Annotated in this window: 5 protein-coding genes; 1 reads left to right on the top strand and 4 read right to left on the bottom strand. The window is 62.4% G+C overall.

Going from position 1 to position 5,183, the window contains the following annotated elements:
* The first annotated feature begins 305 nt into the window (after positions 1-305).
* Positions 306-1,022 carry a hypothetical protein gene (locus UNPF46_RS37155; RefSeq protein ID WP_142253330.1) on the top strand — a complete coding sequence of 239 codons (717 nt, stop codon included), beginning with the start codon at positions 306-308 and terminating at the stop codon, positions 1,020-1,022.
* A 61-nt stretch (positions 1,023-1,083) separates the two neighbouring features.
* Here the strand turns inward: UNPF46_RS37155 and UNPF46_RS37150 are convergent, their stop codons facing one another.
* From UNPF46_RS37150 to UNPF46_RS38095, 4 genes are all read right to left on the bottom strand, one after another.
* Positions 1,084-1,881 carry a hypothetical protein gene (locus tag UNPF46_RS37150; RefSeq protein WP_142253329.1) on the bottom strand — a complete coding sequence of 266 codons (798 nt, stop codon included), beginning with the start codon at positions 1,879-1,881 and terminating at the stop codon, positions 1,084-1,086.
* Positions 1,882-2,080: 199 nt separating this feature from the next.
* A complete protein-coding gene (locus UNPF46_RS37145; RefSeq protein WP_181770283.1) occupies positions 2,081-4,108 on the bottom strand; it encodes a S8 family serine peptidase in 2,028 nt (675 codons plus the stop codon).
* A 46-nt stretch (positions 4,109-4,154) separates the two neighbouring features.
* Entirely contained in the window at positions 4,155-4,385 is a 231-nt protein-coding gene (locus tag UNPF46_RS37140; RefSeq protein WP_097660188.1) for a hypothetical protein, read from the bottom strand.
* 60 nt (positions 4,386-4,445) lie between these two features.
* The coding region (locus tag UNPF46_RS38095) for a hypothetical protein (RefSeq protein WP_181770282.1) at positions 4,446-5,183 on the bottom strand (738 nt) is incomplete at its 5' end.

Genomic DNA, 5,183 nt, shown 5'->3' with positions numbered 1-5,183 from the left:
CCGTTCGTCCGCACGCGGCCTCGGGCTCACAGGGACTACCCGCCCTGCCCGCACCTCTCATGCCGACGCTGCCGCGTCCACCGCAACCCCAGCTCGCGAACAAGACGACCACAAGTCGCCCCTCTTGGATGAGCCGGGATGGGCGACACATACGACAAAACCGAATTTCGGTAAAGTGGAATATTTTTGCGGGGAGGGGTTGACGGCAGGGGAAACAAGGCTCGCCGGACGGTTGGCAATAGCCCAAACCGCAAGCGTAAAAATCTGATACAACGCAAAGCAACTGAGCACCACCGGAGTGGGTCGTGGACATAATCGGGGAATTTTTCGACAACCGCAACAAAGGCTGGTGCATCCACTGCGCTAAGGCACTAATGAATCTTGCAACCAACGTGGATCACGTGCCATCGAAGAGTTTCCTTAGAGATCCCCGGCCAGAAAACTTGCCCACAGTGCCGGTCTGTACGCCTTGCAACAATGGTTTCTCAAAAGATGAGGCGTATATGGTCGCCTCTCTGAGCGCGGCTATAACCGGCACAACCGATCCCACAAAGCAAGTCATCCCTAGCGCGCGGCGGATCCTTGAGAAGAGCGAAGCCCTACAAACTGCAATCAAGCGATCAAGCAGCTACACCACGATTGGCGGCGATCGCCGCCTAGTCTGGAAGCCGGACATCGAGCGCATCAAGCGTGTAGTCGTGAAGAATGCGCGCGGACATGCATTCTTCGAGATGGGCGAGCCAATGATGGGAGAGCCTGCGTCCGTAAGGATCATCCCACTGGAATACATGACCGCTGGTGATCGAGAGGAATTCGAGACTTTGGCCAACCCCATGGATGTGTTTCCGGAAGTCGGCAGCCGCATGATGACTCGCGTTCTAACCGGCCAGGATCTCACAGATGACGGATGGATACTGGTTCAAGGCGGCGTCTACCGTTACGTTGCAGTGCAAATCGGGCTGATGACGGTGCGCAGTGTCTTGTACGAATATCTAGCTACCGAAGTACGTTGGGACAATTAATAGCAAGCCGACACACTTCTCTAACGATGCGCATGATGGTTTTCGTGCGAACTGCCTCCTCTTAAGCTTCGGCGGGCCACTTTGCACGAACAGCCGGCAATAACTTGTCGGTCAGGCTTCGGCGGCCGTGACAGATGATTCTATCAGCCTTTCCTGCCACGACCGTTTCGTAGAATGCTACGCCCAACAAATGAAAATTGATCGCCTCGATCTCGCCCCCATGGCTCTCGGGAAAGTACACCCGGAAGCATCCACCGCCACTCATCCCGCCGTAGGAGTGAGGGGTTTCAAAATCTGGATCCGGCTCGGGGATCAACTCTAAGCGATCGAAACCGTCGCGCCCGTCGTCGATGGTCTTAGCACGCCCCACATTTGCAAGTGAGCGCTGGACGATGAGCCGCCGATCATGCCGTATATTTATCTTCTGCCCCATAGCCTCGACGCCCCCGACAACGACATCGACGACCTTACTGCCTTCCGGCGCGCCAGCTCGAATCCTTTGTTCATCCCTTTCGAAGCTAAGGAAAGTGCCATGCAGCTCGATTGACGCGGCCTTGTCCCTTCTGAGACGAACGAAAGCGATATCTGGCCCATACTCATCCTCGTCTCGGTTCTCAAAGGTGACCGCGTCCAGAAGACTCACCTCCTCCCATATGGAATGCATCTCAGTATTGCGCGGCGGATATAGATAGATTCCGACAACGTTAAGTTCGCGAACTACTTGCCACACATGCCCTGCGGTCAAGATGCCATACGTTGTGCCGACTTTTAGAAGTGTGCCTGAACCGCGAAGCTCCACCCGGTCGGGAGGAAACAATTCCAGAAATCCCATGGAATAACGGGACAGATTTAGTTGCACTGGCGCCTCCCATCATCAAACTTGTAGGATCGGTAAAGCGAAGCGAACCCATCGAAAATATACGATGCCGAGATCCGATGGCCTTCGCAAGCGCTTACCCCCCGCTTTCCTTTCACGCTCCCGATCACAGCGCAGTAAAACGCCAAGGGCACAGCGACGACTGCCGCTGTGCCCCTATCATCATTCGCATCGGCGCGCGTTACAGCAATCCGACCTTGTGCATGATCTCCCGGATCTGGGCCGGATCGGGATCCATCATGGTGGGGACGAACACCTCGTTCGCCGTCTGTGCGGGACCGCGGGCGACGTAGCTCGAGCCGCTTTGCGTGGGATCGACGGACTGCAGCGCCATCGCGCCTGCCGTTTGGGCCGGACCGCGCGCCACGTTGCTCGCGCTGGCCTGCATCGGCGCGGCGGATTGCGGCGCAGGGGCGCTCGCCGGCACCATGCTCGGTGCTTCGGCCGGCGGCAATCCGAGCAGGCGACGCAGCGTCGCCAGCGACGGATCGGTCGCGGACGCAGCGGCGGCGACCGGGGCGATTCCGGTTTCGAGGCCGAGCGCCCGCATCGCGTTCGGCAGTCCCGCGCCGGTCCGGTTGGGGTCACCGAATTGCAGCGGCGTCGCGGTTTCCTTCAGGATCTGGAACAGCCGCTCGACACGGCGGGCATCGCGATTCTGGAAGTTGCCCTTGGTGAAGTCCCGATGATGCGCCAGCACGAGCGCGGCGAGGCCCGTGACATGCGGCGTCGCCATCGAGGTGCCGTCCCATGCGCCGAAGCCATCGGCGGGAAGCGACGAGACGATGCCGACGCCGGGCGCGCAGACGTCGACCTCCGGTCCGAAGCAGGAGAACTTTGCCGGGAAATATCCGTCGCGGCTCTGGAAGCCGTCGAGGGCCTGCTGCGAATGATAGCTGTCATCGGGGAATTCGCCCCACTTGCCCAGCGCGGCGACCGCCAGGCAATGCGGCGTCGACGCCGGAAACTGCACCGGCCCCGACGAGTTGCCGGCGGCGATGATGCAGGCCATGCCCATCTGCTTGGCGCGGATGATGCGCTCCTCGATGATCTGCGAGGGGTCGCCGCCGCCCAGGCTCATATTGACGACGTCGATGCCGTGCTCCATGCAGTAATCGAGCGCAGCGACGAGATCGCTGAACCGGCCGCCGGGGAAGATGCGGCAGACATGGATCTCCGCCGCGGGAGCGAAGCCGCGGATTCCGCCGCCGGCGCCGACCGGACCGCCGGCGATGATCCCGGCGCAATGCGAGCCATGGCCGATCGTGTCGACGGTCCACGCCGCCTTGTCATTGCCGACGATGCTGGTGCCTTCCGTGATGCCGTGCAGATTGCGATGGGTCGGCGCCAGGCCGGAATCGATGATCGCAATCTTGATGCCGCTACCGTCATAGGACGGCGGCAGACGATCGAGGCCCATCGCGCGCTCACCCCACCCCATCAATTGCTGGCCGGGGAAGTTGCGCAGGACTGCGCCGAGCGCCCTCACGGCGATCCGGTTGACGCTGTTGGGAACGAGCTGCGGACGATCGAGCCAGAAGGTCCAGTAGTCGATCTTCGGTTTGACGAGGATCGAGCGGATGGTCTCCGGCGTTTCGCCCTGCAGGGTCACCGTGGCACGGCCGGTGGCGTCGGTGACGCCCTGTGCCGGCCACATGCTGCCGAACACATAGACCTCGGCTTCGGGCAGCGGGCCGTCCTGGCCCAACACCTCGATCGTCGCGGTGAAGCCGTCGGCCAGCGGCGTCAGCACGCCCGGATTGGGAAGCTGCGGCGTGGTCGGGTCGAGCATGTAGGTCAGCCGCTCGTCACGCTCCACCGCGCAACGCCCCTGGGCCTGGGTCTGCAGCAGCTTGGCCTTGTCGGGAGTCATCTTGGCGAGAACCAGCGGACTGAGCGGCACCTGTCCGAGCTCCGCGCTCTGAAATCCGAACAGGCGCGGCGGAGAGACCGTCTTCACCACTTCGATGTCGGGGCTGTTGGTGAGCTGCTGGGTCAGGAAGTCGACGCTGAAGGTCGCAAGCCCGGGCTGCTGCTGCGGCGCGATCATGAATTGCGATTTGCGCGATACGATCGTTGCGGGCCCCTGGCCCGACGCCGGTGACGGGCCGGCACCGTGTCCCGGATCCACGCCGTTGCCGATTGCCGCCGCTTCGGTCGCATCGTGCTCGCGTTGCCCGGACGTTCCTGGTTTGCCTCTCGTGGCCATTGCAGCCTCCTTGATGTTTTGCGTGTCCAATGTTTGCCCACCGAAATCAGTCGGCATCGAACGGCTTCAGCGCTGAATTCGGTTCGACCACGAGCGTGGCAAACGTCGACTTCAGGCGATCGGCCTGTGTCTTCGTCATCGACAGGATGACGACGTCGGGAGCGACCTGCGCTATTCGCGTCACGCCGGTTTCAAGCCGCAGGTGTTCGTTGAGCTGACCGGATCGGACCGGGTCTCCCTGCACGATGAATTGCTGCGACGTGTTTGAATCCGCCATCTGGCTTCCATCCATTCTGTGCGCAGAGGCGGGCTTGCGCCCGCCTCGTGCGTGTGGGGTCTAGTGCATCGTGCCGGGCTGACCGGCGTTGAAGACGCCGAGCTGGCGACCGATATCGAGGCCGGTCTGGGCGCCCTGGCCGATCTTCTTGAGCACGCTCCAGAAGCTCTGCAGCTCCATGTCGGTCGGCTGTGCGCTTGCTGCCGGCTGCATGCCGGGCTGGCCGGCGCTGAACACGCCGAGCTGGTGGCCGATGTTCACACCGGTCTGCACACCCTGCCCGATCTTCTTCAGCACGCTCCAGAAGCTCTGCAGCTCCATGTCGGTCGGCGGTGCGCTTGCTGCCGGCTGCAGGCCGGGCTGGCCGGCGCTGACCACGCCGAGCTGATGGCCGATATCCAGGCCGGTCTGGGCACCCCGACCGATCTTCTTCAGCACGCTCCAGAAGCTCTGCAGCTCCATGTCGGTCGGCTGCGCGGCCGCGGCGGACTCCAGGCCGGGCTGAGCACTGAACACGCCGAGCTGGTGACCGATGTTCACGCCGGTCTGCACGCCCTGGCCGATCTTCTTCAGCACGCTCCAGAAGCTCTGCAGCTCCATGTCGGACGGCGGCGCGCTTGCTGCCGGCTCCAGGCCGGGCTGGGCACTGAACACGCCGAGCTGGTGACCGATATTCACACCGGTCTGCACGCCCTGGCCGATCTTCTTCAGCACGCTCCAGAAGCTCTGCAGCTCCATGTCGGTCGGCGGCGCGCTTGCTGCCGGCTGCAGACCGGGCTGGGCACTGAACACGCCGAG

The organism is Bradyrhizobium sp. UNPF46 (assembly GCF_006658625.1).
GTDB lineage: Bacteria > Pseudomonadota > Alphaproteobacteria > Rhizobiales > Xanthobacteraceae > Bradyrhizobium > Bradyrhizobium nitroreducens.
Note: the sequence above shows the minus strand (reverse complement) of the source record. Positions and strands in the feature narration are given on the sequence as shown.

What these genes read in the sequence shown, in the direction of transcription:
- UNPF46_RS37145 (WP_181770283.1), bottom strand. Translation starts at nt 4,108, where the DNA reads ATGGCCACGAGAGGCAAACCAGGAACGTCCGGGCAACGCGAGCACGAT.
- UNPF46_RS37140 (WP_097660188.1), bottom strand. Translation starts at nt 4,385, where the DNA reads ATGGCGGATTCAAACACGTCGCAGCAATTCATCGTGCAGGGAGACCCG.